We start from the raw sequence: 1,543 nt of genomic DNA, 5'->3' as shown, positions 1-1,543 counted from the left end.
GCTGGCGGTGAGCCGGCCCACGGCGTCGTAGCTGTACGCGCTGGTGAGCGCCACCTGCTGCGCCACCGTGCTGCTTTGCGTGGGCAGCATGTGCTGCTGGGTGATCTGCGCGATGCGCCCGGCGCTGTCCCAGGTCAGTTGCAGCAGGGCGCTGGCGGCCAGCTGGCCCGCGCTGGTGTAGCTGCGCTGCTCGGCCAGCGGCGCGGGGTTGCCGGGGGTCTGCACGAACCCGGGCCATTGCCAGCCGGTGGCCTGGCAACGGAAAAATCACTTAAGGATCTTCATTCAAAATAATCTCTCTCTCATACTCAAAAATTGAATAAGCTTTTGCATCATGCTCAAGAAGGGCCTCAGTAAATTCAGCACTTTGCCATGAGAAAGGAGAAATACCCATTGCCGAACTCTCGTGAATCCACAAACGCCAATTGGAGGGAACGACGGTGCTCACAATCTGAAAGCACTCAGCGCGGTGCTCAACAACGCTGGGCCATTCATTCTGATCTTGATAATTTACCCAAAACCTTCTGCCACCCTTGCCATCAATAAATATTGACAGCACATGGTAAGTTGCTCCTATGTTTAACCATGGAGAGGAGGAAATAGCATTCCCCTCATGATCCAAAAGACAAACACACTTAACTTTCATCGCACTACTCCCGACATATTGTTAAATATAACCTTGTAATCCAATCCATAAAAAACCTCTCCACTGGAAGGATTCATGTAGAAATGCACTTGAAAGTTACCAGAAGGGCTTTGAAAAGTCTCAGTAGAATATTTACCAAATCCAGCAGGAATAGCTGGATTATTTAGACGACCTGGTCCAAGGCTTGCTATTGGCTGAGCAGAAGCAATCGCATTTTTTGTAAGATTACCATTTAAAGAAAATGGCGAATGAGCAGATTCGAAAGTTAACTGCTTCGCGAGTCTTGACATTGTTGCAACGTTATAAGCCTCACTTATTCCGTTTGCTGCACAGTAAGCTCCTGATTCGATGCCTTGAGCAATCCCCTGTGCTAGTGGCGTCATTCGCGACACTGTTGTTGGAATCTGCGCCACCAATGGGCTCATCGGAGAAACCACTGCCCCGTTGACACCGGACGCGCCAGCAATGAATTCAGTGATGGCTGGGCCGTACCGGTAATAGGCGCTTTGCACCCACGCCGCTGCTCTGTTGGCGATTACGACCGCGTTCAATCCCTGCGGGTCTATCGCATTGAGCGGATCCCCGCCCACATACCCAAACCGATTCCACCCCCCATCCAGCCCGATCGGGTCGACTTGGAAGTACCGCCCCGAAGGCGGGTCATAGGAGCGGTGCAGGTTGTAGTTCAGTTGGGTCTCCTCATCGAACACCTGCCCCGGATACCGCAGGTCGAACCGGATCGCATCGCTGTAGTTGCTGCTCCCCTGCCCACTCTGCGTGTAGCCGGTCGCCCCGTCGTCGGGTTCGCTCTCCAAACCCGTGACTCTAGCCATTGCCACACCACCTGGCCCTGCGTGTTGGTGAGGCGCCGGGGCGTGTTCAAGTGGTCCGCATCGA

General features: G+C 53.8%; 3 protein-coding genes. All 3 read right to left on the bottom strand.

The window, feature by feature from the left end:
* Positions 1-225 (bottom strand): hypothetical protein (locus AC27IQ_RS24270; protein WP_487091098.1); only part of this gene is annotated, 225 nt, incomplete at its 3' end.
* Positions 226-271: 46 nt separating this feature from the next.
* The gene (locus AC27IQ_RS24265) at positions 272-646 is read right to left on the bottom strand and encodes a hypothetical protein (protein ID WP_487091097.1); all 375 of its coding nucleotides are present in this window, start codon (positions 644-646) and stop codon (positions 272-274) included.
* Positions 643-1,543, bottom strand: a 901-nt coding sequence (locus AC27IQ_RS24260; protein WP_487091096.1) for an RHS repeat-associated core domain-containing protein, incomplete at its 5' end; no start/stop codon positions are given. The genes AC27IQ_RS24265 and AC27IQ_RS24260, both read right to left, overlap by 4 nt.

The sequence above is a fragment of the Acidovorax sp. KPB24-07 genome (assembly GCF_057543315.1).
Note: the sequence above shows the minus strand (reverse complement) of the source record. Positions and strands in the feature narration are given on the sequence as shown.

What these genes read in the sequence shown, in the direction of transcription:
- AC27IQ_RS24265 (WP_487091097.1), bottom strand. Translation starts at nt 646, where the DNA reads ATGAAAGTTAAGTGTGTTTGTCTTTTGGATCATGAGGGGAATGCTATT.